This window comes from Rathayibacter tanaceti, assembly GCF_001634385.1.
GTDB classification, from domain to species: Bacteria; Actinomycetota; Actinomycetes; order Actinomycetales; family Microbacteriaceae; genus Rathayibacter; species Rathayibacter tanaceti.
Map to the genome: position 1 here is coordinate 1 of NZ_LIIN01000028.1, position 25,287 is coordinate 25,287.

The window sequence follows — 25,287 nt, forward strand, 5'->3', positions numbered from 1 at the left end:
CGTCACGAAGGGGGACTCGGGAGCGGCCTGCGCGCCGGCGGGGAGCTTGCGCACCCGCTGCCCGAACAGGTCGGACCGCAGCGCGTAGACGATGCCGAACACGAAGAACCACAGCAGCGCGAGGAACGCGATGCGCAGGAGGAAGAGAGTGAGCTCGCTCATAGCCGGTCGTCCCAGAATCCCTCGGAGCTGCGTCCGGCGGCCCTGCCGGACGACGAGCGGTCGGCGCGCGCGGGTGCTGCACCCTGCACGACGCGGTAGACGATGGACGTGCGTCCGATCGTGATGGTCTGCTCCGGCGAGAGGGGCGCCTGCGTGACGGGCCGTCCGTCGAGCTTCGAGCCGTTCGTCGAGCCGAGGTCGTGCACCTGGGCGCGCGAACCGTCCCACAGGATCTCGACGTGCTTGCGTGAGGTTCCGGAATCGTCGACGGTGATGTCGGCGTCGCTCCCGCGGCCGATGACGGTGCGGGATTTGGTGATCGTGTGGCGCGTGCCGCCGATGTCGAGGACGGGAGTGTAGGCGACCGTGCCCTTGACGCTCCGCGAGTCGACCTCGACCATCCCGTCGCTCAGCGAGGCGTCGATCGCCAGCGCGATGGAGATCGGGCCGGGAAAGCGGTAGCCCTGCTTGGTCGCGTGCTCGGTCGCGACCGTAGTGAGCTGATCGACGAGGGTCGCGCCCAGCTTCTCCATGCGCTCGAGGTCGGTCGCGGACATCCGCAGCACGAGGTCGTTGGGCACGAGGATCCGGTCTCGGCTGACGACGGCGGCGGTGGTGTCGAGTTCCCGGCGAAGGGCGGAGGCGAGCTCGACCGGCTGCAGACCCGACTTGAAGGTCCTCGCGAACGCGCCGTTGACGACGCGCTCGAGCCCCTTCTCGAAGTTGTCCAGTATGCCCACAGTCTTCCGATCTTCCGGTTCTTCGCCTTCTCGGCGGTCGCGCACGGATCGAGATGTCTGCGCGCCCGTCGCCGCTTCCTGTCTGGTCTGCGCCGCGCACGGCTACGGGCATGTTACTGGGATGGTCTGGGTGCGCGATCCTCCGCGGTGCTTTCGCGGGTTCGGGAGGCGTGCGGAGGGCGTGCCGGCGCGCGTGCGGGCGTGTCAACCGGGCGAGGGGCGAGGTGCGAGCCGGCCGGCCGACGCGGTTCGGCCCCGTGGCCCGGGGGTGCTACGATTTCACGTCGGCGCTTCGGTGCCGCTGGTGAGCGCGAGTGGCGGAATAGGCAGACGCGCACGGTTCAGGTCCGTGTGCCCGAAAGGGCGTGGGGGTTCAACTCCCCCCTCGCGCACCAGAGCTCGAAGCCCCCGATCGGATGTCCGGTCGGGGGCTCTTCTCGCTCCCAAGCCCTCGTGCTGTTGGAGCGCAGCGTGCGCCATGCCGCTCCGATCAGTCGTCTGGGACGTCGAATCGGTCTTCTGTGCCGGTCTCCGGCACCGCTCGGTGGTGGCGGATCCTCGCCGGGAACGCCGTTCCCGGCCCATAGGTCACGTTCGGCCCGCGCCCCGGACCGGGGGATTTGACCAGGAGATCGCGCTTGATGAGATCGGCGATAAGCCGGGACGTCGTCTGAGAGTCCACGTCGAGGAGGACGCGGACCATCCGCGCGTTGATGCTCCCCGTCTCGCGGAGCAGCTCGATCATCTTCCGGTCCAGCTGATCGGCCGTCCGCCTCCGATAGGTGACGGCGGCTCCGAGAGCGGCGAGCGGCCCCTCTCGCAGTCGATAGCGCGGCAGAGTCCTCCGTGATGAGTCACGGGTCGGTTCGAGCAGAGGAACGCGTTCGGAGCTCAACCGCTCGAGCACCGACTGTGCTTCCGAGGTTCCCGACTTCTGCAGAATCGGGACGAGCTGCTGCGCAGTGATCGTCCGCTGAGTGAGAAGAGTGAGGAGGATGGTCATGGTGTCCGCATCCTCGGTCTCCTCGGGCGGCAGGGTCGCGACGAAGCGGGTGAGCGCAGAGTTCGGCGCTCCTCCGATGAGCGTCACCCGGACATGGTCTCCCTCGGAGAGGAACGAGGGCGGTTGGTGCCCGAGTCTTGCCATCTCGGCATACATTTTGTCGACGCCGGAGCCGGCGGTCTCGGCGTAGCCGAGGGCGCGTAGTGCGCCGGCGAGCTGGCCGTTCCGGGGGCGGGAAGACGTGGTCAGGACGTTATCGGCGCGTACTCCGCTCACGAATCCACCCGGGGATGTGACGACGAGCTGTGTCTGCGTGTGCTCGACCGTGACCCTTCCATTCCCTCGATAGTCACGGTGCACCGCAGCATTGACGACGACCTCGCGGATGGCGGCCTCGGGCAGATCGGAGACGTGGAGCTGCTGGCCCCTGCCGATGGAGACGGGTGTCGTGTCGATTCGCGCGCTGATGAGCTGGAAAAGCTGCTCCAGAAGGAGCACCAAAGGGCCCGTCAGCTGCTCGTTCGCCGTCACGGTTCCCGTGGGCGTCCGACGGTGGACGTAGGAGAACGCGGCTGTGTGCTCGTGCTGATCGGTGACGAGAAGGGCTCCGGTGTTCGTGAGTCGCCCGTCGTCGGTGACGACTCCGAGGCCGCGCAGAATGTCGATCTCCTGAGGCTGCTGCGCGAGTCGACGACTCGCCGGTGATGCGGCGCGCTCAAGAAGTCGTCGAATGGTCGCCATCGCGACGGGATCTACGGCGGATGCCTTCGTTCTCGACGCGGACGCCGACCAGTCCTGGCCTCGTCGCTCAGCAATGACGGAAGCGATGCGGTCAGTCGACATCGGCGAGCAGGAGTCACCGATTCGCTCGGTGGGAATGCGGCTCTTCAGGCTGTGCACGGTGACGCTCGCCGGTACGTCGACCACGAGGACATGGACGCCCCGGTGCTGCAGGGCGACGACATCGACAAGGAGCTTCGGCTCTGTGAGCTCGTATATCCGCGAGCGCGTCCGATCGGGATCCAGGCGCGAACCGATGATCGCCTCGGGCCCTGCTACGCGGTCGTGGACTCCGACGACGACCAGACCACCCGACGCATTCGCGAAACACGCCGTCGCCTCGGCGATGTTGAGGACATCGTCGTCAGCGGATCGACCGTCCCGCTTGAAATCGAGGTTCTGATTCTCGAGTTCGTGCGCCGTCGCTCCGGCTTCGAGGCGGCGCAGTGCATCATCGAGCAGGCGCGCTGATGTTTCTCGCATGTTTTCACTCTCCCTGACAGTGAAGGGCTTGATGAAACTACCGCGAAACGTGCTCCGTGAGAAGCTGCGGGCAGGATGAGCGGGCGGTGCAGGAGAGCAGGCGCGCCGCGCAGACTCTTCGTCGGAACGTCGGAGAGGTCGGGTAGGAGCGGAAGGGAGGTCCGGGACGCAGGGTGCGCCCGATCGTCAGCGGCGAGTGAGCTCGACGACGGGGATCGTGCGGGTGGTGCGCTTCTCGTAGTCGAGGAAGGCGGCGGAGGCGGTGGTGAAGCGGGACCAGCCGGCGTCGCGCTCGTCGCCGGTGAGGACGCGGGCGCGGACGTCGACGGTTCCGTCGTCGGGGGTCTCGATCGCGAGGTCGGGGTGGGCGACGAGATTGTGGAACCAGGCCGGGTGCTTCGGGGCACCGGCTGCGGAGGCGGCGAGGAGCCAGACGTCGGGGGAGGGGTGCAGCGCCATCAGCGGAGTCACGCGCTCCTCGCCGGAGCGGGCGCCTCGGTGGTGCACCAGGATGAGGTTCCTCCCGAAGCCCCCGGTGGTCACGGTTCCGCCGCTGGTGCGGAACTCCTCGATGATCGTGTCGTTCCAGTCGGCCATGCTCGTCCTCCTCGATGTGGGGTGCCGCGCTCGGGCGTGGGGATCAGGCGCGAGCGCCGAGCGCGTCCTCGCGGGTGCTGCGCTCGCCCGGCGGCCGCGTGCCTCCGGCGACCGCTGCGGGATCGGCCAGCGCTCGCCGCCAGGGTAGCTCCGCGGCGCCCACCAGTTCCAGCTTCGAGCGCAGCGCCGCCCGCTCGATCCTCACGCCGCGGGCGAGGTCGCTGAGTGCGCGGGCCGAGACGCGGGCTGCGAGGCACTCGCGGTCGACGGTGAGCAGCGAGCCGAGGAAGCCGCCGAGGACGACGGTGGTGGGGTTGAAGAGGTTGATGCAGGTCGAGAGGCCCTCGGCGAGGAGGTCGACCTGGCGGGCGACCTCGGCCAGCACGGCGGGGTCGCGGGAGGTGCCGAGTGCGATGTCGAGCTCGTCCTGGTCGAGGACGCGGGCGTCGAGCACGTCCAGCAGGGAGCGCATCCGCACCTCGGCCTCCAGGCAGCCGTGGCGGCCGCAGCCGCAGAGGCGACCGTTCGCGGCGACGAGGGTGTGGCCGAGTTCGGCAGCGAACCCCGAGGAGCCCTGGAGCGGGACTCCGCCGATGATGACCCCTCCGCCGATGCCGCCCGCACCGCCGGTGACGTAGACGACGTCGGCGACGCCGCGCGCGGCTCCGAAGAGCGATTCGCCGATGGCGCCCAGACTCGCATCGTTGCCGACGGCGACCGGCAGCCCGAGTGCACGGCCGAGCTGGGAGGCGAGATCGACGTCGCGCCAGCCGAGGTGGGGAGCGCGATGCACGAATCCGGAGTCGGCCTGGACCAGTCCGGGGACCGCGACGCCGGCGCCGATCAGGACGCGCAGTGACTCCTGTTCGGACCGGAAGCCCTCGACGATGCCGGAGACGACGCGGACGACGGTCGCGGGGCTCGCGGGCGTGGCGGTGTCGAAGCGGACGCGGCGCAGCAGCTCGCCGTGCAGGCCCACCAGGCCGACGATGATCGCGTCGGTGTCGAGGTGCACGCCCACGGCGGCGAACCGGTCGCCGGGGACGACGGTGGCGCTCGGGCGGCCGATGCGACCGTCGGGAGCCGCCGTCTCCTCCGCGACCCAGCCGAGCTCGCTCAGCTCGCCGACGAGGTTGGCGACGGCCGAGCGGTTGAGGCCGGTGCGGCGGCCGAGCTCGGCGCGACTGGTGGGGCCGGACCGATGCACGAGGGTCGCGAGAGCGGCGAGGTTGTGGCGGCGCAGCAGCGCGTTGCTGGACGCCCCGACTGCTCCTGCCATGATCGCCCGCCTGTCGCTGGACCCGCCCGGGTCTCGGATGCACTCGTGCGCGGCCCCTCCTGTCGAGAAGCCGCGCCCGAGAACTGTAGAAGGAACGACTGAGAGCGAGCATCAGCCCCGCCCCTGGTGGCGCTCCCCGCCCAGACCGAGCCGCACGGAGAGCCCTCCCCGCCCCTGCGAGTCGCGCGGAGCGCGCTCCCCTCCACCCCCCGAACGTCACCCGGGGTCTCTGCGCGGTTGTCTGCAAGGCGGAGGAGGAAGGGCGGTATCGCGACCGACGACAACGCCGCAGACGACCGTGCGGAGGCCCAGGTCCGGTCAGCGGGAGCCGGCGCGGCGTTTGTTGAAGATATCGAAGGCCACTGCGAGCAACAGCACGAAGCCCTTGATCGCCATCTGCCAGGCCGCGTCGACCGAGAGGATCGACAGGCCCATGTTGAGCACGCCCATCACGAGACCGCCGATGACGGCTCCGACGACGGTGCCCACGCCTCCCTGGACGGCCGCGCCGCCGATGAACACCGCGGCGATCGCGTCCAGCTCGTAGTTCTGGCCGGCCGAAGCGACCGCACCGCCGGCGCGAGCGGTGCTGACGATGCCCGCGACTCCGGCCAGGGCGCCCATGTTGACGAAGATGAAGAAGGTGACCCACTTCGTCTTGACGCCCGACATCATCGCGGCGAACAGGTTGCCGCCCATCGCATAGATGTGGCGGCCGAAGACCGTCCGCCCGAGCACGAAGCTGTAGGCGAGGATGAGCACCGCGAGCACGATCAGGATGATCGGAGTGCCGCTGTAGCCGGCCAGCAGCCAGGCGAGCGCCATGATCGCGAGGACGGCGATGGCCGACTTCGCCACCAGCGAGCCGAGGGGCTCGCGGGGCAGCTCGAGGCGGCGGAGCGTGGCGCGGGTCCGCAGCTGCTGCGCGACGAGGACGACGCAGACGATCAGACCCAGCACCAGGGTGAGCGCGTCGCGGCCGGCGATGCCGCCCAGGACGCCCGGGAGCCAGCCCGCGCCGATCGCGGTGAACTCGGTGGGGAGGCCGTTGACGGTTCCGCCGGTGAGCAGCACCAGGGTGAAGCCGCGGAAGATCAGCATGCCCGCGAGCGTCACGATGAATGCCGGTATCCCGACGAAGGCGACCCAGAAGCCCTGCCAGGCTCCGACGGCGGCTCCCGTGACCAGGGCCACGACGACCGCCGCCCACCAGGGCAGGCCCCAGTTGTTCATCGCGATCGCCGAGATGGCTCCCACCATCGCCACCACGGAGCCGACCGAGAGGTCGATGTGGCCGGCGATGATCACCATCACCATGCCGATCGCGAGGATCAGCACGTAGGCGTTCTGCTGGATCAGGTTGTTCACGTTGCCGGGCAGCAGGAGGCGCCCGTTTGTCAGCACCTGGAACAGCAGGATGATGATGGCCAGCGCAGCGAGGATGCCGTACTGCCGCAGGTTGATGTTCAGCCGGCGTGCGCGCTTGGGCGGGGTGGAGGGAGTGTTGGCGGGCATGTTCGCCGGCGCTGTCGTGGTCGTGGCGCTCATCGGGCCTGGTCCTTTCCGGCGGTCATGTAGTGCATGAGGTGCTCCTGGGTGGCATCGGCGCGGTCGATCTCGCCCGAGATTCGCCCCTCGGAGATGGTGTAGATCCGGTCGGCGAGTCCGATCAGCTCGGGCAGCTCGGACGAGATGACGACCACCGCCTTGCCCTGGGCCGCGAGCTCGTTGATGATTCCGTAGATCTCGTACTTCGCTCCGACGTCGATGCCGCGGGTGGGCTCGTCGAGGATGAGGACGTCGGGGCCCGAGAAGATCCACTTCGAGAGGACGACCTTCTGCTGATTGCCTCCGGAGAGCTTGCCGGTGACGGCAGAGACGGTCGGCGCCTTGATGTTCATCTTGGAGCGGTACGAATCGGCGACCTTGTACTCGCGGTGCTTGTCGATCACGCCGAGCCGGGCCAGGCGCGAGAGCGCCGCGGCCGAGACGTTGACGGTGATGTCGCCGATGAGGTTGAGGCCGTAGCGCTTGCGGTCCTCGGTCGCGTAGGCGAGGCCGTTGCGGATCGCCTCGTCGACGGTGCGGGTCTGGATCTCCTTGCCGTCCTTGAAGACGCGGCCCGAGATGCCGGTGCCGTAGCTCCTCCCGAAGATGCTCATCGCGAGCTCCGTACGGCCGGCGCCCATCAGGCCTGCGAAGCCGACGATCTCACCGGCGCGAACGGTGAAGGACGCGTCGTCCACGACCACGCGATCGATGTCGACGGGGTGGTGCACGGTCCAGTTCTCGACGCGGAGCTTCTCTTCACCGATCTGCGGATCGCGGGGCGGGAACATGCTGTTGAGGTCGCGGCCGACCATCGCGCGGATGATGCGGCTCTCTGACGCCTCCTCGCCCGCCATCGGGAAGCTCTCGATGGTGCGGCCGTCGCGGATGATCGTGACAGTGTCGGCGATGGCGCGGATCTCCTTCAGCTTGTGGCTGATGATGATGCAGGTGATGCCCTGCGTGCGGAGCTGGTCGATCAGCCCGAGCAGGTGGTCGCTGTCCTCGTCGTTGAGAGCGGCGGTCGGCTCGTCGAGGATGAGGAGCTTCACCTCTTTGGCGAGGGCCTTCGCTATCTCGACGAGCTGCTGCTTGCCGACGCCGAGCTCGAGGATCTTCGTCGCTGGGTTCTCAGCGAGGCCGACGCGGGCGAGCAGCTGGGCCGCCTCCGCGTTGGTGGCGTTCCAGTCGATGACTCCGCGGGTCGACTTCTCGTTGCCGAGGAAGATGTTCTCGGCGATCGAGAGGTAGGGGCTGAGAGCGAGCTCCTGGTGGATGATCACGATGCCGTCGGCCTCGCTGTCGTTGATCGACCGGTACTGCGCGGGGTGCCCCTCGAACTCGATGGAGCCCTCGAAGCTTCCGACGGGGTAGACGCCGGACAGGACCTTCATGAGCGTCGACTTGCCGGCGCCGTTCTCGCCGCAGATGGCGTGCACTTCGCCGGGCTGGACCGAGAGCGAGACGCCATCGAGGGCGCGGACGCCACCGCCGAACTCCTTGACGATGTCGCGCATGATGAGGATGGGACTGGCCAACAGGGCCTCACTTCGTTGTGGAGAGTCGGATAGTCGGAGAGCGGGGGGCGGGAAGGCAGCGCCTCCCGCCCCCGCTGGGGGGTCAGAGTCCGACGTCGCCGGCCTTGAGGAAGCCGGAGTCGACAAGAACGGACTGCACGTCGTCCTTCGTGACCACCTGCGGCTCGAGCAGGTACGACGGGACGACCTTCTCGCCGTTGTCGTACGTCTCGGTGTCGTTCACCTCGGGCTCTTCGCCCGCGACGACCGACTGCACCATCTGGAACACGCGGTCGCCGAGCGTGCGGGTGTCCTTCCACACCGTCATCGACTGCTCGTCGGCGAGGATCGCCTTGACGTTCGCCTTGTCCGCGTCCTGTCCGGTGATGGTCGGGTAGTCCGCGCCGGGCGCGTAGCCGGCGGACTTCAGCGAGGCCTCGATGCCGATGGCGAGGCTGTCGTTGGGCGAGAGCACCACGTCGACCTTCTGTCCGCCGGTGTAGAAGGAGGAGAGGCGGTTGTCCATCTCGGACTGCGCCTTGTCGGAGGCCCAGCCCTGGATGCCGATCGAGGCCCAGTCGTCGTCGGACGCGGGCGACTTGCCCGAGGGGACGGTGAGCTTCCCGCTCTCGATGTAGGCTGGAGGATGCCCCACGCGCCGGAGAAGAAGAACTTCGCGTTGTTGTCGTCGGGGCTGCCGGCGAAGGGCTCGAGAGTGAAGGGGCCGGCGGCGTTCGCGAGGTCGAGGGTCTTCTCGATGTACTGGCCCTGGAGCTGGCCGACCTTGTAATTGTCGAACGTCGCGTAGTAGTCGACGTCGGGGGTGCCGTTGATCAGGCGGTCGTACGCGATGACGGTCGCGTTCTGCTTCTTCGCCTCGGCGAGGACCGGGGCGAGCGCCTCGCCGTCGATGGCCGCGACGACGAGGATCTTGGATCCTCCGGCGATCTGGTTCTGGATCTGCGAGATCTGCTGATCGGTCTTGTTGTCGGCGTACTGGAGGTCGACGGTGCAGTCCTCGCCCTCGAGCTGCTTCTGCAGGCCCTCGCCGTCGTTGATCCAGCGCTCGAGGCTGCGCGTAGGCATCGAGATGCCGACGGAGCAGTCGCCCTCTGCGCTCTCGCCTCCGGCGCCGCCCGAGTTGGCGGGGCTGGCCGAGCAGGCGGCGAGGCCGAGGGAGATGATGCCGGCGGCGGCCAGCGTGGTGATGCCGCGGGAGAACTTCATGGAGTGCATTCCTCTCTGAAAGCAGTGTCCGTGGGTGAGGACGACGCGAGGCGTGCACGTGTGGAGCACGTCGTCGTGTCGTCGCCCGGGAGGGCGGGAGAGCCCCGGGAGGGCTTTGTCCACGGAGAGAACATATTCCCGCGATGCAGGCGAGTAAAGCGCGATCGGCGAATATGTCCAGGCGATGCCGAAATGTGATCTTCGGTCCACCCCGCCCCGCCGTTGGTGGGAGAGAACGCTCTCAGGGCGTGCCGGCGAGTGCGACCGTCAGGGAATCGCGAGGACTCGGGTCGGGGCCGTAGGGGAACCGTGAGGACGCCTCCGGGGGCTGTGGGCGGGGTGTTGCATCGCTCCCGTGCCGCTTCCCGGCAGGCGCTCGGTTCCGAGCGTCGTCCGCTCCTCGGATGGAGTCCTCCGTGCTCGACCTCGTCTACCTCCTCGGCATGCTCGCCCTCTTCTCGCTCGTCGCCCTCGCTGCGAAGGGGGTCCACGCCCTCGGCGGCCCGCCCGCCCCGGCCCGCGATCGCCGAGCCACCCGCACCGGAGAGGAAGCCAGGTGATCGTGTTCGACGCCCTCGCGGCGGTGCTGGCGCTCGCCGCCGTCGTCTACCTCGTCGCCGCCCTGATCCGCCCTGAGCGGTTCTGATGGACCCGCTCCTCGCCGTCCTCCAGGTCGCGACCGTCGGTCTGGCCGTCGCGCTCGTGCACCGCCCGCTGGGTGAGCACATGGCCCGCGTCTACACGTCGGCGAAGGACCTCGCCGTCGAGCGCGGTCTCTACCGCCTGATCGGGGTCGACCCCGCCGGCGAGCAGACCTGGCGCTCCTACCTCCGGGCCGTGCTTGCCTTCTCGCTCGTCGGGGTGCTCCTGCTCTACGGGATGCAGCGCCTGCAGGCGGTCCTCCCCGGTTCGCTCGGTCTCCCCGCAGTGCCGGAGGGGCTGGCCTTCAACACGGCCGTCTCGTTCGTCACCAACACCAACTGGCAGTCGTACTCGCCCGAGCTCACGCTCGGCTACGCGGTGCAGCTCGGCGGGCTCGCCGTGCAGAACTTCGTCTCTGCGGCCGTGGGTCTCGCGGTCGCGGTCGCGCTGATCCGCGGATTCTCGCGGAGCTCCTCCGGCACGATCGGAAACTTCTGGGTCGACCTCGTGCGCGGCACTCTGCGCCTCCTCCTGCCCTTCTCGCTCCTGGCCGCCGTCGTGCTGGTCGCCGGCGGAGTCATTCAGAACCTGAACGATCCGCTCGCCGTGACGACGCTCACGGGTGGCGAGCAGAGCATCCCGGGCGGGGCAGTGGCCTCGCAGGAGGCGATCAAGCTGCTCGGCACGAACGGCGGCGGCTACTTCAACGCCAACTCCGCTCATCCGTTCGAGAACCCCTCGGCGTGGGTGAACCTGCTCGAGATCGTGCTGATCCTGGCGATCCCGTTCTCGCTGCCGCGCACCTTCGGGCGGATGGTCGGCGACGTGCGGCAGGGACGCGCGATCCTCGCCGCGATGGCGACGATCTTCGTCGTCTCCCTCGCGGCACTGACCGCTCTGGAGGCGGGAGGCGGCGGCTCCGCTGCGCAGGCGGCGGGAGCCGCGATGGAGGGCAAGGAGACCCGCTTCGGCATCGCCGGCTCCACCCTCTTCGCCTCGGCGAGCACCCTCACCTCGACCGGCGCGGTGAACGCGATGCACGACTCCTTCACCGCGCTCGGCGGCCTGCTGCCGATGCTCAACATGATGCTCGGCGAGGTCGCCCCCGGCGGCGTCGGGTCGGGGCTCTACGGGATGCTCGTGCTCGCGGTCCTCGCCGTGTTCGTCGGCGGACTGCTCGTCGGCCGCACCCCGGAGTACCTCGGCAGGAAACTGAGCCCGCGCGAGATCACACTGGCGAGCCTGTACATCCTGGTGACGCCGACGCTCGTGCTCGCGGGGACGGCGCTGAGCTTCGCGATCCCCTCGATCCGCGCCGACGTCGAGAGCACGTCGATCCTGAACCCGGGGCTGCACGGCTTCTCGGAGGTGCTCTACGCCTTCACGTCCGCCGCCAACAACAACGGCTCGGCCTTCGCGGGGCTGACGGCCAACACTCCATGGCTGAACACCGCGCTCGGTGTCGCGATGCTGCTCGGCCGGTTCTTGCCGATCGTGCTCGTGCTGGCGCTGGCGGGCTCACTCGCCGCGCAGACGCCGGTCCCCGCGAGCGCGGGAACGCTGCCCACCCACCGACCGCAGTTCGTCGGCCTCCTCGTGGGCGTGACGGTCGTCGTGACCGCGCTCACCTACTTCCCCGTACTCGCGCTGGGTCCCCTGGCGGAAGGGCTGTGACTCCGATGACCACCACTCCCACCCGAACGCCGGCCGACCCGGCGCGGCCGCGGACCGCGGCTCTCGGACCGCGCCAGCTCGCTGCGGCCTTTCCCGCCGCGGTGCGCAAGCTCGACCCCCGCCTGATGTGGCGGACTCCCGTGATGTTCCTCGTCGAGGTCGGCGCGGTGCTGACCACGCTGCTCGCGATCGCAGAGCCGTTCTTCGGCGGTCCGGAGCGCTCCGGCGGCTCGGTCGTGCCGGTCACCTTCACGGCGGGCATCGCCGTCTGGCTCTGGCTCACCGTGGTCTTCGCGAATCTCGCGGAGGCGGTGGCCGAGGGCCGCGGCAAGGCGCAGGCCGAGAGCCTCCGCGCCACCCGCACCAGCACGCCGGCTCGGCGGCTGGTCGAGTACGACCCCGCCGATCCGTCCGCGGCCTCGGCGCGTGCGGTCGAGGTCTCGTCGGCCGAGTTGCAGCGGGGCGACGTGATCGTGGCGGAGGCGGGCGACCTCGTGCCCGGCGACGGTGAGATCGTCTGGGGCATCGCCTCCCTCGACGAATCGGCGATCACGGGCGAGTCGGCCCCGGTGGTCCGCGAGAGCGGAGGCGACCGCAGCGCGGTCACGGGCGGCACCCGCGTGCTCTCGGACCGGATCGTGGTGCGGATCACCTCCCGCCCGGGCGAGACGTTCGTCGACCGGATGATCGGCCTGGTCGAGGGCGCGTCGCGGCAGAAGACACCGAACGAGATCGCGCTCGACATCCTCCTCGCGAGCCTGTCGATCGTGTTCGTCGTGGTGGTGCTGACCCTGGACCCGCTCGCCTCCGCGGTCGGCGCCTCCGTCAGCGTGCCGGTGCTGGTGGCTCTGCTGGTCTGCCTGATCCCGACCACCATCGGCGCCCTGCTCTCGGCGATCGGCATCGCCGGAATGGACCGGCTGGTGCAGCGCAATGTGCTCGCGACGTCCGGACGGGCTGTGGAGGCGGCGGGCGATGTGACGACGCTCCTGCTCGACAAGACGGGGACGATCACCTACGGCAATCGGCGCGCGGTGGCGTTCCTGCCGGTCGGGGGCGTGGCGGAGGCTGAGCTCGTCGACGCGGCCGCCGCCTCCTCGCTCAGCGACCCGACGCCCGAGGGGACGTCGATCGTCGACCTCGCCCGCGCCTCGGGCCGACCCGCCGTCGAACCCGCGCAGGCGGTCGTCGTGCCCTTCACGGCGCAGACGCGGATGAGCGGCCTCGATCTGCCCGACGGCGCCTCCCTCCGCAAGGGCGCCGGATCTGCCGTGCGCGCCTGGGTGGAGGAGGAGGGGCCGCTGCCCCCGACCGCTGCCTCGCAGCTCGCCGCGCTGGTCGACGGTGTGTCCGAGAGCGGGGGCACTCCCCTCGTGGTCGCGGTGAAGGACCGGGCCGGTGCTCGCCTGCTGGGCGTGGTGCATCTGAAGGACGTGGTGAAGGAGGGACTCGCGGAGCGATTCTCGGAGCTGCGCGCGATGGGCATCCGCACGGTGATGATCACGGGCGACAACCCGCTCACGGCGCGCGCGATCGCGGCGGAGGCGGGGGTCGACGACTACCTCGCCGAGGCGACTCCTGAGGACAAGCTCGCCCTGATCCGGCGCGAGCAGGAGGGCGGCGCGCTGGTCGCGATGACCGGAGACGGCACCAACGACGCTCCTGCCCTCGCCCAGGCCGATGTAGGCGTGGCGATGAACACGGGCACCTCGGCGGCGAAGGAGGCCGGCAACATGGTCGACCTCGACTCCGACCCGACGAAGCTCATCGACATCGTGCGGATCGGGAAGCAGCTGCTGATCACCCGCGGAGCGCTCACCACGTTCTCGATCGCGAACGATGTGGCGAAGTACTTCGCGATCATCCCGGCGATGTTCGCGGGCGTCTTTCCCGGGCTTGAGCTACTGAACGTGATGCAGCTGCACTCGCCGGCCTCGGCGATCCTCTCGGCGATCGTGTTCAACGCGCTGGTGATCGTCGTGCTCCTCCCGCTGGCCCTGCGCGGCGTCGCCTATCGGGCGCTGAGCGCCTCGAAGATCCTCAGTCGCAACCTCCTCGTCTACGGGCTCGGCGGCGTCATCGCTCCCTTCCTCGGGATCAAGCTGATCGACCTCGTCGTCGCCCTCCTCCCCGGCTTCTAGACCCTCTTCGCGAGATGCCAGTTCGGTACGCGTTCTTCGGCGTGTCGCGTACCGAAGTGGCATCTCGCGCGGCCCTCCACTCCTTCAGAGAAGAGAAAGAATCATGAATCCCACTCGCTCGGGCCTCCGCCAGTACGGAGTCGCGCTGCGCGCGATGCTCGTGTTCACCGTGCTGCTGGGAGCGGCGTACCCGCTCGCGGTGCTCGCTGTCGGGCAGCTCGCCCTGCCCGCCCAGGCGAACGGCTCGCTCCTGCTCCAGGACGGCGCGGTGATCGGTTCGTCGCTGATCGGCCAGTCGTTCACCGACCCCGACGGAGCGGCGCTGCCGGAGTGGTTCCAGTCGCGTCCCTCCGCCGCGGGCTACGACGCGGGAGCCTCCACCGGAAGCAACCTGGGGCCGGAGAACCCCGACCTGGTCGCGTCCGTCGAGGAGCGGCGGGCGGCGATCGCCGCGCTCGAGGGAGTCGACCCGGCCGCAGTGCCGGCCGACGCACTGACCGCCTCCGCCTCTGGAGTGGACCCGGCCATCAGCCCCGAGTACGCGCTGCTGCAGGTGCCGCGGGTCGCCGCCGCCCGTGGGCTCGACGAGGGCGCCGTGCGCGCGCTGGTCGAGGAGCACACCGAGGGCCGCGAGCTCGGCTACCTCGGCGAGCCGACCGTGGACGTGCTCGAGCTCAACGCCGCCCTCTCGCAGCTGTGACGGCTCCCGCGGCACCTCCGGCTCGTAGACTCGCGTTCGGCCCGTCGAGATCGCCCGATCGAGCGCGCCGACGCCGATCCCGCGATCCCGAGGTGCCTCGGAGCCGCGAGCACGAGGGGAGGTCCGGAGCATGACGAAGGGCCGCCTGCACGTGCTCCTCGGAGCCGCGCCCGGGGTGGGCAAGACCTACACGATGCTCGAGGAGGGCCGCCGGCTCGCCGCCGAGGGTCGAGACGTCGTGGTCGCCGTGGTCGAGACGCACGGCCGGTCCGCCACGGCCGCGATGGTCGAGGGTCTCGAGGTCGTGCCCCGTCGCACGCGCGAGCACCGCGGAGTCCACCTCGACGAGATGGACCTCGACGCCGTGCTCGCCCGCCGGCCCGACATCGCGCTGGTCGACGAGCTCGCGCACACCAACGCCCGCGGCTCGCGTCAGGAGAAACGCTGGGAGGACGTGCGCACGCTCCTGGACGCCGGCATCACCGTCTTCTCGACCGTCAACATCCAGCACATCGAATCGCTCAACGATGTCGTGCACGCGATCACCGGAGCGCCGCAGCGCGAGACGATCCCCGACGCGGTCCTCCGCGCCGCCGATCAGATCGAGGTCGTCGACCTCGCACCGCAGGCCCTGCGCGACCGCCTGGCCGACGGCCGCGTCTACCCGCCGGAGCGGATCGACGCTGCCCTCTCCAACTACTTCCGCCTCGGCAACCTCACCGCCCTCCGCGAGCTCGCGCTGCTCTGGCTCGCCGACGAGGTCGACAGCGCCCTGCGCGACTACCGCGTCGAGCACGGCATCGACAGCACTTGGGAGGCGCGGGAGCGCGTCGTGGTCACCCTCACGGGCGGACCGGAGGGCGAGACTCTGCTGCGGCGCGGCGCACGGATCGCGGCCCGCGCCTCCGGGGGCGACCTGCTCGCTGTGCATGTGGTGACGCCCGACGGCCTGCGCGCCCCGCGGCCGCACGTGCTGGAGGCGCAGCGCGCGCTGGTCGAGAAGCTCGGCGGCAGCTATCACCAGGTGGTCGGTGAGGATGTGCCGCGCACGCTGGTCGAATTCGCCCGCTCGGTGAACGCGACGCAGCTCGTGATCGGGGTGAGCCGCCGGGGCCGGCTCGCGTCGGCGCTGACTCCGGGAACCGCAGCGACGGTGATCCGCGAGTCCGGCAACATCGACGTGCACATCGTCAGTCATGCGGCGGCCGGCCGCACCGCGGTGCTGCCGAGGCTCGACGGTGCGCTGACGCTGCGGCGCCGAGTCCTGGGAATGGTGCTCGCACTCACCGGCGGTCCGCTGGTGACCTGGCTGCTCTCGAGCCTGCGCAGCGACGAGTCGATCACGAGCGACGTGCTCTCGTACCAGCTGCTGGTGGTGGTGGTCGCGCTGGTCGGCGGGCTCTGGCCTGCGCTCTTCGCGGCCGTGCTCTCGGGGCTGACCCTCGATTTCTTCTTCGTGGATCCGCTCTACACGATCACCGTGGACGAGCCGCTGCACGCGCTGGCGCTGGTGCTCTACATGCTCAACGCGGCGCTGGTCAGCGCGGTGGTCGACCGTGCGGCCCGGCGGGCGCGCGCGGCGAAGCGCTCGGGAGCGGAGTCGGAGCTGCTCGCGACGATCGCGGGCGGAGTGATCCGCGGGCAGGGGGCGCTGCAGGCGATCCTCGAGCGCTCGCGGGAGGCGTTCGGTCTGACCGGGGTGCGGCTGCTGCGCGACGGCGAGGTGGTCGCCGCCGACGGTGAACCGCAGCCGGACGGCGACCCCGCGCGCATCGCGGTCGGGGAGGGCGCGGTGCTCGAGTTGCACGGCCGCGAGCTCGAGGGGAGCGAGCGCCGGCTGCTCCGGGTGGTCGCGGCGCAGTTGGACTCGGCGCTCGAGAACGCGGCGCTCAGCGAGACGGCGAGCTCGCTGGCTCCGCTCGCCGAGACCGACCGGGTGCGCAGCGCCCTGCTGTCGGCCGTGAGCCACGACCTGCGCCGCCCGCTCGCCGCGGCCACCGCGGCGGTCAGCGGGTTGCGCTCGCCCGAGGTGGTCTGGAGCGAGAGTGACCGGGAGGAGCTGCTCGCCACGGCCGACGAGAGCCTGACCGTGCTCGCCGCGCTGGTCACCGATCTGCTCGACGTGACCCGGCTGGAGGCGGGGGCGCTCGCCGTGGCGCCGGCTCCGCTCGATGCCGCCGACGTGGTGCTGCCCGCGCTCGACGAGCTCGGGCTCGGCCCCGGGGAGGTCGACCTCGATCTCGATCCCGAGGGTCCGGCGCTGCTGGCCGACGCAGTGCTGTTGCAGCGCGTGGTGGTCAACCTGCTGGCCAACGCGGTCCGGTTCGCCCCGCCCGGGACGCGGGTGCGGGTCTCGGCCAGCGCCTTCGGCGGCAACGCTCAGCTGCGCATCGTCGACCACGGCCCGGGGATCCCGGAGGAGCGCCGCGCCGAGGTCTTCCTGCCGTTCCAGCGCCTCGGCGACGACGACAACCTCACCGGGCTCGGACTGGGCCTCGCGCTCTCGAAGGGCTTCACGGAGGGGATGGGCGGCACGCTCGAGACGGAGGACACACCGGGCGGAGGGCTGACGATGGTGGTGACGCTGCCGCTGGCGCCGCCTCCCGACACCCGCGCGAGCGCCACTGCGCACGAGGACTCCGGAGGAGCCGCATGAAGATCCTGATCGCCGACGACGACCCGCAGATCCTCCGCGCCCTGCGCATCACGCTCACCGCCCGCGGGTACGACGTGGTGACGGCCGGTGACGGCACCGAGGCGATCAACCGGGCGGTGGACGAGCACCCCGACCTCTACATGATCGACCTCGGCATGCCGCGGCTCGATGGAGTCGAGGTGATCCACGGCCTGCGCGGCTGGACGAGCGCGCCGATCCTGGTGGTCTCGGGGCGCACGGGGGCCGCCGACAAGGTGGGGGCGCTCGATGCGGGGGCCGACGACTACGTGACCAAGCCGTTCTCGATGGACGAGGTGCTGGCGCGGATCCGGGCCCTCTCTCGGCGCGTGCAGCCGGCCGAGGGTGAGCCGCTGGTCGTGATCGGGGAGGTGACCGTGGACCTGGTGGCGAAGAGCGCGACGCGCGACGGCGCCTCGGTGAGGCTCACCCCGACGGAGTGGCAGGTGCTCGAGATCCTGATCCGCAACGCGGGCAAGCTGGTGACCCGTCGCTCCCTGCTCGCCGAGATCTGGGGCCCCGCGCACGTCACCGACACCGGCTACCTCCGCCTCTACCTCGCGCAACTCCGGAAGAAGCTCGAGCCCGACCCCGCGCAGCCGCGCTATCTGCTCACCGAGGCGGGCATGGGCTACCGGTTCGTCCCGGGGGAGTGAGGGAACCCCTCGGGGTTCCCTCGTCGGCGGAGCAGAATGGAGGCACCCCAGCGAAGGAGACCACCGTGGATCAGCCGCGCATGAACGTCGAGTCGTTCAACCTCGATCACCGCACCGTCGCCGCGCCGTATGTGCGCCTCGCCGACGCGAAGACGCTGCCCGGAGGCGATCACCTCGTCAAGTACGACGTGCGCTTCACGCAGCCCAACCGCGCCCACCTCGAGATGCCGACCGTGCACTCGCTCGAGCACCTGTTCGCCGAGAAGTCGCGCAACCACTCCGACCGGGTGGTCGATTTCTCGCCGATGGGCTGCCAGACCGGTTTCTACCTGATCCTCTCGGGCGAGCCCGAGCTGCCGGAGGTGCTCTCGCTCGTCGAGGACACACTGCGGGACATCACCGAGGCCGATGCCGTGCCCGCCGCCAACGAGACCCAGTGCGGGTGGGGTGCCAACCACTCGCTCGAGGGCGCTCAGGAGGCGGCGCGCACGTTCCTCGCGCAGCGCTCCGAGTGGGAGACGGTGACCGCGTGAGCGACGCGATCGTCCTGGTGGCGATGGACGAGGAGGCCGAGCCGTTCCTCGAGAGGTCCGAGCGCGCCTCCGAGCCGCGCGGCGTCGGCAACGCCCTGCAGTGGGACCTGACCGTCGACGGCGGCTCCGTGCTGCTGGTGCGCACGGGAGTGGGTCTCGTGAACGCCGCCGGCGGGCTGACGGCCGCGATCCTCCAGGACCCGTCGCCGCTCGTCGTGAGCGCCGGCTCCGCGGGTGGGCTGGGAGCGGACGTGCGGGTCGGCGACGTGGTCGTCGGCGACGAGTACGTGCAGACGGACGCCGACGCGCGGGCCTTCGGCTACGCGCTCGGCCAGGTGCCAGGGATGCCGGCGCGCTACTCAGGGCACGCTCCCGCGTTGGAGGTCGAGCTGGGCGTCGAGGTGCCGGCCGGAGCCGTGCCGGTGCGTCGCGGTCTCATCGTCTCGGGAGACGTCTTCGTCTCGGGCGATCACGTCGAGCGGGTGCGCGGAGCGTTCCCGCAGGCGCTCGCCACCGACATGGAGTCGGTCTCGCTCGCGCAGACGGCGCACGTGCACGGCGTGCCGTTCGTGTCGGTGCGCGGCATTTCGGACCTCTGCGCGCCGGGGCAGTTCGAGGCGCACGTCGACGACGCGGCCGATCGCTCGGCGGTCGTCGTGCTGGCCCTGCTCAGGGCGTTGCGCGCCGCCTGAGACGGGCGCGCGCGGAGCACCCGGGTCGGTGCGGTGACGCCCGCCGGTCGCGGCGGCCCCGGGAGGCGTTCCGGCCCGGGCCGAACAGTGGTCCCGCCAGTCGCGGCAGCGGAGGCAGGCGCCCTGCTCACGCCTCCGTGACCACGCCGCCGTCGACCCGCCAGTGGCGAGTCAGCTGCACGGTCTCGAGCATCCGCCGATCGTGGGTGACCAGCAGCAGCGTGCCCTCGTAGGCCTCGAGCGCCTGCTCGAGCTGCTCGATCGCGGCCAGGTCGAGGTGGTTGGTCGGCTCGTCCAGCACCAGGAGATTCGTTCCGCGCGCCTGGAGGAGGGCGAGGGCCGCGCGAGTCCGCTCGCCCGGCGAGAGCTCGCCGACGCGGCGCGAGACGTGGTCGGCCTTCAGCCCGAACTTCGCCAGCAGGGTGCGGACCTCGGCGGTCGGCCACTCGGGCACCAGCGCCTCGACAGCGTCCGCCAGCGGCCGGTCGGAGGCGAGCATCGCGCGGGCCTGGTCGATCTCGCCGATCGCCACGCTGGCGCCGAGCGACGCCGATCCCTCCTCCGGTTCGGAGCGGCCGAGTAGCAGCGAGAGCAGCGTCGACTTGCCCGCGCCGTTGGGCCCCGTGATGCCGATGCGGTCACCCGCGTCGACCTGCAGCGACACTGGGCCGAGCGTGAACGTGCCCCGCCGCGCGACCGCCCCGTTCAGTGTCGACACCACCGAGCTCGAGCGCGGCGCTGTGCCGATCGTGAAGGCGAGCTGCCACTCCTTGCGCGGCTCCTCCACCTCCTCGAGGCGCGCGATGCGGCTCTCCATCTGACGCACCTTCTGCGCCTGCTTCTCGCTCGACTCGACCGAGCCTTGCGGCGGATCTTGTCGTTGTCGGGAGCCTTCTTCATCGCGTTGCGCACGCCCTGGCTCGACCACTCGCGCTGCGTCCGGGCGCGCGAGACCAGGTCGGCCTTCTGATCGGCGAAGTCCTCGTACTTCTCGCGGCGTTGGCGGTGGGCGGTCTCGCGCTCCTCGAGGAACGCGTCGTAGCCGCCTCCGTAGACGCGGTTGGTGCCTTGTGCGAGGTCGAGCTCGAGCACGCGGGTGACGCTGCGGGCCAGGAACTCGCGGTCGTGGCTGACGAGCACCGCGCCGCCGCGGAGTCCGCGCACGAAGGCCTCGAGCCGCTCGAGCCCGTCGAGGTCGAGGTCGTTGGTCGGCTCGTCGAGCAGCACCACGTCGAAGCGCGAGAGCAGAAGAGCGGCGAGGCCGACCCGTGCCGCTTGACCACCCGAGAGCGAGGTCATCGTCGAGGAGGCGGAGACCGCTGCGCCCTGCGCCAGCGTCAGTCCCAGCTCGGCGAGCACCACCGGCGTCCGCTCGTCGAGGTCGGCGGCACCGCTGGCGAGCCAGCGGTCGAGGGCGAGGGCGTAGCGGTCGGCGATCGAGCCGTCCGGGTCGGGGTCGGCCAGGGCGGAGGCAGCGGCGTCGAGTTCGGCGGAGGCCTCGGCGCATCCGGTGCGGCGGCCGATGTACCCGGCGACGGTCTCGCCCTCGCGGCGCTCGTGCTCCTGCGGCAGCCAGCCCACGAAGGCGTCGCCGGGGGCGAGCACGACGTCGCCCTCGAGCGGAGGCGTCTCGCCGGCGAGGATCCGCAGCAGCGTCGATTTGCCCGCGCCGTTGGGCCCGACGACGCCGACCACGTCCCCGGGGGCGACCGTCAGGTCGAGTCCGTCGAAGAGGGTGCGGTGCGCGTAGCCTCCGGAGAGGCCCTTGGCGACGAGAGTGGCGGTCACCACTCCAGCGTAGGTGTGCTCCACATCGCTAGACCGCCTCTTTACCAGCCGGTCTAGGATGGCCGAATGAGCGACGCGACCCTTCGCAGCGGTGCCGGGTACTGGTACCCCGACGAGTCGTCGACCCGCCGCGCGGTCGAGGTGCTCAGCGCGATGCGGACCTACCGGGTCGCCGAGGTCGCGATGCGCAGGCGCACCCGCGAGCGGATGGCGATGGGCGAGACCGACCTCATCGCGATCCAGTACCTGCTGCGCCAGCAGCGCAGGGGCGAGCTCGTCACGGGCAAGGATCTGGCCGGCCACCTCTCGATCTCGTCCGCGTCGACCACGGTGCTGATCGATCGGCTCGTGCGCAGCGGCCACCTCGTGCGCCGGCCGAACCCCGCCGATCGCCGGGGCATCGTCGTGGAGGCGACTGTCGACAGCGACCAGGAGGTCCGCGAGACGCTGCAGGAGATGCACCGCCGGATGCTCGAGATCGCCGAGGACCTGGACGCCGCCGAGGCAGAGGTCGTCGTGAACTTCCTCCGCCGGATGGGCACCGCGGTCGACGAGATCGACGCCCGCGACGACGAGGCCGAACACTCTGCGGACCTGACGGACTAGCTAGAGGATCTAGCAGTCGACCCAGAAGCCTCTAGGGTGGCCGCATGGGTCAATTCCTCTACGGCACTCCGCCGGCCGTCCTCGAGATCGAGGACAGGACTCTGGCCCACCTCCAGATCGTCGTCTACGCCAAGTTCCGCCGCGACGAGCGCTTCAGCCTCACTCTCGACTCGATGCCCGAGGGGGCACGCGGGCGGCACTCCTTCTGGATGAACCCCACCATCGCACTGCAGTTCCACTTCGCCGGGAGCAGGCAGCCCACGATCAACCCCGGCTGGGTCGAACTGTTGATGGACGCAGCGAACAGCGGCGGTGGACTGCGGATCCTGCCCGAACCGGCCGCCTAGGGCGATTCCGCGCCCGGCAGCGGCGCCTGCGCGGGTACTCCTAGGGTGGGAGCGAGCACCCCCGGTGCACGGAGGGTGGATCACATGCGCGACACGGCCATGATCGGAGCGACGACGCTGGTCGTCGTCCTGGCGCTCACGGGGTGCGCGGTGCCGGCGCCGGCTCCCACTGTCACGGTGACCGTCTTCGCGACCGCGACTCCCACTCCCACGCCGCCGAGCCCCGATCCGACCGTCACCGCGGCGCTCCCGCAGTCGACCGCCACGGTCTACGCGCCGGCACCGGAGGCGACCGTCACCTTCACGCCCAACCCCACGCCGGACATCCCCGAAACGGCCTTCGCCGTCGACAGTGGGGCGGTGCCCGGTGCGGCCGGCGAGCCGACCCGCGACGGTGCGGGCGAGATCGTGAGCTACACGGTGGTGCAGAGCGACACGTTCTTCGACATCGCCCAGCGCTTCGGGATCCCGGTTCAGCAGCTGCTCCGGATGAACCCCACCGTGGCGGGCGCGGGCGAGGCCGTCTACATCGGCTCGGTCGTGAACCTCGACGCGAGGACCCTGGGCTAGCCGCAACTTCTCGCGAGCTGCGTCCGCGGGTGCGCTCGTCTCGAGGGCGGGGACCGGCCGGACTACTGCGACTTCGGCAGGACGTGGAAGGCGATCGCGAGCGATCCCGAGATCATCAGGATGCCTCCGACGAAGAGGAAGCCGGCGATGTCCGGCAGGAGGAACGAGTTGCCGAGGACGAGGATCCCGCCGAGGAACAGCACGAACGAGAGGACGACGCCCAGACCAGTCATGCCCTCATCGTACGCAGGTCACGGCAGCAGGAGGTCCGCGAGCTCGTCCGCGGCCGAGACGAGGGCGATCGTGCCGACCGCTTCCAGGGGCGACCCGTAGCCCCACTCGACCATGATCGTCGGCACCCCGTGCGCCGCGGCTCCGAGCACGTCGTGCTCGCGGTCGCCCACCATCACCGGCGTCGCGAGGTCGACGCCGAGAGCGCGGAGCCGGCGCAGGGCCTCCTCGACCACGTCGGCCTTTGCGCTGCGCACCTCGTCCTCCGAGGCGCCGCAGATGACCGTGAAGTGCTGCGCGAGACCGTAGTGCTCGAGGATCAGCGTGGCCGCGGACTCCGGCTTCGAGGTCGCGAGCGAGAGCGGCACGCCGGCCTCGGCGATGCGCGTCAGCACATCGGGCAGGCCGGGGTAGACGGAGGAGTCGAAGAGGCCGCCCGCGTTGTAGCGGCGGCGGTAGACGACGAGCGCTGCCTGCGCCTCCTCGACGCTCATCCCGCCGAGCTCGCGGAACGCCTCGAGCAGCGGCGGGCCCACGTAGGCGAGGAGCTCGGCCGGAGCAGGCACGGGCCGGCCGAGCTCGACGAAGGTCTCGGCGAGCGTACCGGTGATGCCGGGGGCGGAGTCGGTGATCGTGCCGTCGAGGTCGAACAGGATGCACGACCAGGTGCCGGCGCGCTCGTCGAGGCCGGTGGCGGCGAGGGTCGTATCGGACATGTCGGGCTCCTGACCTCGGGTGGTGCGATCGCGCGGGCCCATACTCTACGGCCGTTCGCCGTCGAGAGCCCTCTCGACGAACGGGCGGGCGACGACCTGGGCGATCGAGCCGGGGTCGAGCTGCACGGCGACGAAGTCGGCGGTTCCGATCAGGGCGAAGGCCTCGCGCCCTGGCAGCACCAGCATCTGCACCCGCGGGTGCTGCTGGCGTGGGACGGCGGTGCGCACCTCATCGGTCGAGGTGAACAGCGGAAGCACTTGCTCGCCGGTGGTCGTCGCGACGGTCCGCACGTGCGGCACACCTCCCGGCTGGGAGCCGGTGACATCCACCACGAGCGAGCCTGCGAGGCAGGCGGCGAGGAGGCGGTCGACCGCCTCGGGCGTGGGCGCGGCGACGAGCGCCTCCAGCGCCTCCCGCGCCTCCTCATTGCGGTAGGGCCCGGGTCGCGCCGGGCGTGCAGGGGGTCCGCCTCGTCGTGCCATGACTCCACGCTAACGAAGATCCCTTCCTGTCCGGAATCACAGCGTTCGCGGGTGTCTACTGCCCCGCCTCTGCCACGACTGAGGGTCATCGGCCTGGATTCAGGCCGGAATAGACGCCCTTATCCTGGGCATTCCCCTGAACGTGGCGCAAGAATGGGGCGAAAGGCGCCATCGGTGATGCACTGCCTTCTGAGACCGAGTAATGTCTCTCACGGCCCAGACCACTACCGTCCGGTCCCGATCACTCCAGGAGGAAAAGTGGCCCAGAAGATCACGCTTGTCGACGATATCGACGGAACGCCTATCGATTCCGGTGACGGCGGCACCGTCCGGTTCAGCATCGAGGGAGCGAACTACGAAATCGACCTCGGCGCCGACAACGTCGCCGAGCTCCACTCGGTCCTTGAGAAGTTCGTCTCGAACGGCCGCCGCGTCGGCTCGCGTCCGGCTGCCGCCTCGACCGCCTCCTCCTCGACCAAGAGCGACCCCAAGCAGCTCAAGGCGATCCGCGAGTGGGCCAACGCCAACGGTCACCCCGTCTCCGACCGCGGACGCATCCCCTCCGAGGTCCAGGCTGCCTACCAGGCCGCGCACAAGTAAGACCTCTCGGGCATCCGCCCGAGACGCCGAAGGCCCCCGAGGAGCGAATCCCCGGGGGCCTTCGGCATGGCATCGTTCAGAACAAGCGGGTGTGCGAATCGTCCGTTCCCCGCATCGCCTCGTAGTCGAGCACGACGCAACGGATACCGCGGTCCTCGGCGAGTGTCCGCGCCTGCGGCTTGATCTCCTGCGCGGCGAAGACTCCGGTCACGGGCGAGAGATGCGGATCGCGATTCATCAACTCGAGATAGCGCGTCAGCTGCTCGACTCCGTCGATCTCGCCGCGACGCTTGATCTCGACGGCGACTGCGGCTCCTGAAGAATCCCTCGCGAGGATGTCGACCGGCCCGATCGCCGTCATGTACTCACGGCGCACCAGCGTGTGCCCGTCTCCGAGCAGTTCGATCTGCTCGGCGAGCAGGCGCTGCAGATGCGCCTCCACGCCGTCCTTCACGAGCCCCGGGTCGATGCCGAGCTCGTGCGCGGAGTCGTGCAGCACCTCGTGGATCGAGACCACGAGCGCGTCTCCGGTCTTGCGGTGCGCGACGGTCCACTGCTGCGTCACGCCCGCCGCGCGCGCCTCCGCGTCGGGCTCACCGGTGACCAGCGTGCAGGGCGGGCTCATCCAGTTCAGCGGCTTGTAGGAGCCGCCGTCCGAGTGGATCAGCACGCTTCCGTCGGCCTTGACGAGGAGGAGGCGGGTGGCGAGCGGGAGGTGGGCGCTGAGACGGCCGGTGTAGTCGACGGAGCAGCGCGCGATGACGAGACGCACCCGTCGAGGATAGACGGCTCGCCGTCCGCTCCGGCCGCTCAGGCTGTGCCGCGGGGCGGCCGACGGCGGCCGAGCGGGGGAGCGGGAGCCGGCACGACGAGGGAGGCGCGCAGCGCGATCGAGAAC

General features: G+C 70.4%; 23 protein-coding genes, 1 tRNA gene and 4 pseudogenes. 14 read left to right on the forward strand and 14 right to left on the reverse strand.

The window, feature by feature from the left end; all coding sequences use genetic code 11:
- A pseudogene (locus ACH61_RS05305) lies at window positions 1-162 on the reverse strand (FHA domain-containing protein FhaB/FipA); the annotation flags it as partial.
- Window positions 159-902: an FhaA domain-containing protein gene (locus ACH61_RS05310; protein ID WP_068209475.1), complete on the reverse strand. Its 744-nt coding sequence runs from the start codon at window positions 900-902 to the stop codon at window positions 159-161. The gene ACH61_RS05310 and the pseudogene ACH61_RS05305, both read right to left, overlap by 4 nt.
- A gap of 308 nt (window positions 903-1,210) precedes the next feature.
- On the opposite strand from ACH61_RS05310, the gene ACH61_RS05315 reads away from it, so the two are divergent.
- A tRNA-Leu gene (locus ACH61_RS05315) sits at window positions 1,211-1,297 on the forward strand.
- A gap of 95 nt (window positions 1,298-1,392) precedes the next feature.
- Here ACH61_RS05315 and ACH61_RS05320 read toward each other — a convergent pair.
- The 7 genes and pseudogenes from ACH61_RS05320 to chvE form a co-directional block, all read right to left on the reverse strand.
- Window positions 1,393-2,646 carry an ATP-binding protein gene (locus ACH61_RS05320; RefSeq protein ID WP_236713552.1) on the reverse strand — a complete coding sequence of 418 codons (1,254 nt, stop codon included), beginning with the start codon at window positions 2,644-2,646 and terminating at the stop codon, window positions 1,393-1,395.
- A 159-nt stretch (window positions 2,647-2,805) separates the two neighbouring features.
- Window positions 2,806-3,168 (reverse strand): annotated as a pseudogene (locus ACH61_RS19270) (AlbA family DNA-binding domain-containing protein); the annotation flags it as partial.
- Window positions 3,169-3,354: 186 nt separating this feature from the next.
- On the reverse strand, window positions 3,355-3,765 hold the full coding sequence (locus tag ACH61_RS05325; protein WP_068209481.1) for a nitroreductase/quinone reductase family protein: 411 nt from the start codon (window positions 3,763-3,765) through the stop codon (window positions 3,355-3,357).
- A 43-nt stretch (window positions 3,766-3,808) separates the two neighbouring features.
- Complete coding sequence (locus ACH61_RS05330) at window positions 3,809-5,044, reverse strand: ROK family transcriptional regulator (protein WP_068209483.1); 1,236 nt, start codon at window positions 5,042-5,044, stop codon at window positions 3,809-3,811.
- Between the two features lie 318 nt (window positions 5,045-5,362).
- Window positions 5,363-6,592: a multiple monosaccharide ABC transporter permease gene (gene mmsB / locus ACH61_RS05335; protein ID WP_068209486.1), complete on the reverse strand. Its 1,230-nt coding sequence runs from the start codon at window positions 6,590-6,592 to the stop codon at window positions 5,363-5,365.
- Window positions 6,589-8,109 (reverse strand): multiple monosaccharide ABC transporter ATP-binding protein, encoded by a 1,521-nt coding sequence (mmsA, locus tag ACH61_RS05340; protein ID WP_068209489.1) that lies wholly within the window; start codon window positions 8,107-8,109, stop codon window positions 6,589-6,591. Before mmsA ends, mmsB begins: the two co-directional genes overlap by 4 nt.
- Window positions 8,110-8,212: 103 nt before the next feature.
- Window positions 8,213-9,336: pseudogene (gene chvE / locus ACH61_RS05345) on the reverse strand (multiple monosaccharide ABC transporter substrate-binding protein).
- 404 nt (window positions 9,337-9,740) lie between these two features.
- Between chvE and ACH61_RS17270 the strand changes: the two are divergent.
- The 9 genes from ACH61_RS17270 (at window position 9,741) to mtnN (ending at window position 19,048) form a co-directional block, all read left to right on the forward strand.
- Window positions 9,741-9,896 carry a hypothetical protein gene (locus tag ACH61_RS17270; RefSeq protein ID WP_158286083.1) on the forward strand — a complete coding sequence of 52 codons (156 nt, stop codon included), beginning with the start codon at window positions 9,741-9,743 and terminating at the stop codon, window positions 9,894-9,896.
- Window positions 9,893-9,982 (forward strand): K(+)-transporting ATPase subunit F, encoded by a 90-nt coding sequence (gene kdpF / locus ACH61_RS16775; protein WP_068209492.1) that lies wholly within the window; start codon window positions 9,893-9,895, stop codon window positions 9,980-9,982. Before ACH61_RS17270 ends, kdpF begins: the two co-directional genes overlap by 4 nt.
- Window positions 9,982-11,652: a potassium-transporting ATPase subunit KdpA gene (gene kdpA, locus ACH61_RS05355; protein ID WP_068209495.1), complete on the forward strand. Its 1,671-nt coding sequence runs from the start codon at window positions 9,982-9,984 to the stop codon at window positions 11,650-11,652. Before kdpF ends, kdpA begins: the two co-directional genes overlap by 1 nt.
- Before the next feature lie 5 nt (window positions 11,653-11,657).
- On the forward strand, window positions 11,658-13,793 hold the full coding sequence (gene kdpB, locus ACH61_RS05360; protein WP_068209527.1) for a potassium-transporting ATPase subunit KdpB: 2,136 nt from the start codon (window positions 11,658-11,660) through the stop codon (window positions 13,791-13,793).
- Between the two features lie 103 nt (window positions 13,794-13,896).
- Window positions 13,897-14,493 carry a K(+)-transporting ATPase subunit C gene (kdpC, locus tag ACH61_RS05365; protein WP_068209497.1) on the forward strand — a complete coding sequence of 199 codons (597 nt, stop codon included), beginning with the start codon at window positions 13,897-13,899 and terminating at the stop codon, window positions 14,491-14,493.
- Between the two features lie 130 nt (window positions 14,494-14,623).
- On the forward strand, window positions 14,624-17,149 hold the full coding sequence (locus tag ACH61_RS05370) for a sensor histidine kinase (protein WP_068209500.1): 2,526 nt from the start codon (window positions 14,624-14,626) through the stop codon (window positions 17,147-17,149).
- On the forward strand, window positions 17,146-17,823 hold the full coding sequence (locus ACH61_RS05375; protein ID WP_068209503.1) for a response regulator: 678 nt from the start codon (window positions 17,146-17,148) through the stop codon (window positions 17,821-17,823). The genes ACH61_RS05370 and ACH61_RS05375 overlap by 4 nt, the downstream gene beginning before the upstream one ends.
- 80 nt (window positions 17,824-17,903) lie before the next feature.
- Window positions 17,904-18,356: an S-ribosylhomocysteine lyase gene (locus ACH61_RS05380; RefSeq protein ID WP_068209529.1), complete on the forward strand. Its 453-nt coding sequence runs from the start codon at window positions 17,904-17,906 to the stop codon at window positions 18,354-18,356.
- The gene (gene mtnN, locus ACH61_RS05385) at window positions 18,353-19,048 is read left to right on the forward strand and encodes a 5'-methylthioadenosine/S-adenosylhomocysteine nucleosidase (protein WP_236713554.1); all 696 of its coding nucleotides are present in this window, start codon (window positions 18,353-18,355) and stop codon (window positions 19,046-19,048) included. Before ACH61_RS05380 ends, mtnN begins: the two co-directional genes overlap by 4 nt.
- Window positions 19,049-19,175: 127 nt before the next feature.
- Here the strand turns inward: mtnN and ACH61_RS05390 are convergent.
- Window positions 19,176-20,836: pseudogene (locus ACH61_RS05390) on the reverse strand (ABC-F family ATP-binding cassette domain-containing protein).
- A gap of 66 nt (window positions 20,837-20,902) precedes the next feature.
- On the opposite strand from ACH61_RS05390, the gene ACH61_RS05395 reads away from it, so the two are divergent.
- The 3 genes from ACH61_RS05395 to ACH61_RS05405 all read left to right on the forward strand — a co-directional run bounded on the left by ACH61_RS05395 (window position 20,903) and on the right by ACH61_RS05405 (window position 22,359).
- Complete coding sequence (locus tag ACH61_RS05395; RefSeq protein WP_068209507.1) at window positions 20,903-21,442, forward strand: MarR family winged helix-turn-helix transcriptional regulator; 540 nt, start codon at window positions 20,903-20,905, stop codon at window positions 21,440-21,442.
- Window positions 21,443-21,486: 44 nt separating this feature from the next.
- The gene (locus ACH61_RS05400) at window positions 21,487-21,789 is read left to right on the forward strand and encodes a DUF7882 family protein (protein WP_068209510.1); all 303 of its coding nucleotides are present in this window, start codon (window positions 21,487-21,489) and stop codon (window positions 21,787-21,789) included.
- Between the two features lie 84 nt (window positions 21,790-21,873).
- The gene (locus ACH61_RS05405) at window positions 21,874-22,359 is read left to right on the forward strand and encodes a LysM peptidoglycan-binding domain-containing protein (protein ID WP_068209513.1); all 486 of its coding nucleotides are present in this window, start codon (window positions 21,874-21,876) and stop codon (window positions 22,357-22,359) included.
- Window positions 22,360-22,421: 62 nt separating this feature from the next.
- Here ACH61_RS05405 and ACH61_RS17275 read toward each other — a convergent pair whose 3' ends face one another.
- The 3 genes from ACH61_RS17275 to ACH61_RS05415 are packed head-to-tail and all read right to left on the reverse strand — an operon-like array spanning window position 22,422 to window position 23,789.
- Window positions 22,422-22,592 carry a hypothetical protein gene (locus ACH61_RS17275; RefSeq protein ID WP_158286084.1) on the reverse strand — a complete coding sequence of 57 codons (171 nt, stop codon included), beginning with the start codon at window positions 22,590-22,592 and terminating at the stop codon, window positions 22,422-22,424.
- 18 nt (window positions 22,593-22,610) lie between these two features.
- The gene (locus ACH61_RS05410; RefSeq protein WP_068209516.1) at window positions 22,611-23,306 is read right to left on the reverse strand and encodes an HAD hydrolase-like protein; all 696 of its coding nucleotides are present in this window, start codon (window positions 23,304-23,306) and stop codon (window positions 22,611-22,613) included.
- 45 nt (window positions 23,307-23,351) lie between these two features.
- Window positions 23,352-23,789, reverse strand: a complete 438-nt coding sequence (locus tag ACH61_RS05415) for an SseB family protein (RefSeq protein WP_068209519.1) — start codon at window positions 23,787-23,789, stop codon at window positions 23,352-23,354.
- 258 nt (window positions 23,790-24,047) lie between these two features.
- Between ACH61_RS05415 and ACH61_RS05420 the strand changes: the two genes are divergently transcribed.
- Window positions 24,048-24,389: a histone-like nucleoid-structuring protein Lsr2 gene (locus ACH61_RS05420; RefSeq protein WP_068209522.1), complete on the forward strand. Its 342-nt coding sequence runs from the start codon at window positions 24,048-24,050 to the stop codon at window positions 24,387-24,389.
- 76 nt (window positions 24,390-24,465) lie between these two features.
- Here the strand turns inward: ACH61_RS05420 and nucS are convergent, their stop codons facing one another.
- Window positions 24,466-25,161: an endonuclease NucS gene (nucS, locus tag ACH61_RS05425; RefSeq protein WP_068209524.1), complete on the reverse strand. Its 696-nt coding sequence runs from the start codon at window positions 25,159-25,161 to the stop codon at window positions 24,466-24,468.
- Between the last annotated feature and the right edge of the window lie 126 nt (window positions 25,162-25,287).

Coding starts and splice junctions, on each gene's coding strand:
- ACH61_RS05320 (WP_236713552.1), bottom strand. CDS start 2,646: ATGGCGACCATTCGACGACTTCTTGAGCGCGCCGCATCACCGGCGAGT.
- ACH61_RS05325 (WP_068209481.1), bottom strand. CDS start 3,765: ATGGCCGACTGGAACGACACGATCATCGAGGAGTTCCGCACCAGCGGC.
- ACH61_RS05330 (WP_068209483.1), bottom strand. CDS start 5,044: ATGGCAGGAGCAGTCGGGGCGTCCAGCAACGCGCTGCTGCGCCGCCAC.
- mmsB (WP_068209486.1), bottom strand. CDS start 6,592: ATGAGCGCCACGACCACGACAGCGCCGGCGAACATGCCCGCCAACACT.
- mmsA (WP_068209489.1), bottom strand. CDS start 8,109: ATGCGCGACATCGTCAAGGAGTTCGGCGGTGGCGTCCGCGCCCTCGAT.
- ACH61_RS17270 (WP_158286083.1), top strand. CDS start 9,741: ATGGAGTCCTCCGTGCTCGACCTCGTCTACCTCCTCGGCATGCTCGCC.
- kdpA (WP_068209495.1), top strand. CDS start 9,982: ATGGACCCGCTCCTCGCCGTCCTCCAGGTCGCGACCGTCGGTCTGGCC.
- kdpB (WP_068209527.1), top strand. CDS start 11,658: ATGACCACCACTCCCACCCGAACGCCGGCCGACCCGGCGCGGCCGCGG.
- kdpC (WP_068209497.1), top strand. CDS start 13,897: ATGAATCCCACTCGCTCGGGCCTCCGCCAGTACGGAGTCGCGCTGCGC.
- ACH61_RS05370 (WP_068209500.1), top strand. CDS start 14,624: ATGACGAAGGGCCGCCTGCACGTGCTCCTCGGAGCCGCGCCCGGGGTG.
- ACH61_RS05375 (WP_068209503.1), top strand. CDS start 17,146: ATGAAGATCCTGATCGCCGACGACGACCCGCAGATCCTCCGCGCCCTG.
- ACH61_RS05380 (WP_068209529.1), top strand. CDS start 17,904: ATGAACGTCGAGTCGTTCAACCTCGATCACCGCACCGTCGCCGCGCCG.
- ACH61_RS05395 (WP_068209507.1), top strand. CDS start 20,903: ATGAGCGACGCGACCCTTCGCAGCGGTGCCGGGTACTGGTACCCCGAC.
- ACH61_RS05400 (WP_068209510.1), top strand. CDS start 21,487: ATGGGTCAATTCCTCTACGGCACTCCGCCGGCCGTCCTCGAGATCGAG.
- ACH61_RS05405 (WP_068209513.1), top strand. CDS start 21,874: ATGCGCGACACGGCCATGATCGGAGCGACGACGCTGGTCGTCGTCCTG.
- ACH61_RS17275 (WP_158286084.1), bottom strand. CDS start 22,592: ATGACTGGTCTGGGCGTCGTCCTCTCGTTCGTGCTGTTCCTCGGCGGG.
- ACH61_RS05410 (WP_068209516.1), bottom strand. CDS start 23,306: ATGTCCGATACGACCCTCGCCGCCACCGGCCTCGACGAGCGCGCCGGC.
- ACH61_RS05415 (WP_068209519.1), bottom strand. CDS start 23,789: ATGGCACGACGAGGCGGACCCCCTGCACGCCCGGCGCGACCCGGGCCC.